Origin of the sequence: Melaminivora alkalimesophila (genome assembly GCF_000282995.1) — a bacterium.
Taxonomy (GTDB): Bacteria; Pseudomonadota; Gammaproteobacteria; order Burkholderiales; family Burkholderiaceae_C; genus Melaminivora; species Melaminivora alkalimesophila.
In genome coordinates this window covers 1-589 of record NZ_ALEE01000090.1, presented here as the reverse complement: position 1 = coordinate 589, position 589 = coordinate 1, and the positions used below count along the sequence as shown (strand labels likewise).

Here is a 589-nt window from a genome sequence, read left to right as displayed (position 1 = left end):
TGGCTTGCGCAGCCACACCAGGTGCTCGTGCCTAGCCAGTACCGGGTCCACGCAGTCCAACGCACGGTTGGCCGGGACCATACCGCAGCGCAGCACCTGGGTCAGGCCGATGAGCTGGAAGGCCGCGGCACCACCCTTGGCGTGGCCAGTCAGGGACTTCTGGGACACCACATACAGCGGGTTACCCGGGGTGCGACCGATCGCGGCGGCGATCCGCTCGTGCATATCGGACTCATTCGGGTCATTGGCGTTGGTGGAGGTGTCGTGCTTGGAGATGATCGAGATCTCATCAGCAGCAACACCCACCTCGGCCAGGGCGTGGACCAGGCGTGAATCCACACCGTCGCGGGCGGCACTGAGTGCACCCAGGCCGGGCGCCGGGATAGAGGTGTGCGCACCGTCGGCAAACGACTCGGCGAAACCGACGACACCCAGGACCGGCAGGCCCATGTCGGCAGCGAGGGAGGCGCGTGCCAGCAGGATGGTGCCACCACCCTCGGACTCGATGAAGCCACCACGGCGGCGGTCGTTGGCGCGGGAGAAGAAGCGGTGCTCGATGCCCTTGCGTTCCATCTCCGCGGAATCGGCG

1 pseudogene is annotated in these 589 nt (G+C 67.1%); it reads right to left on the bottom strand.

From position 1 onward, the window contains the following. Positions 1–573: pseudogene (locus tag A612_RS01130) on the bottom strand (beta-ketoacyl synthase); the annotation flags it as partial. Between the last annotated feature and the right edge of the window lie 16 nt (positions 574–589).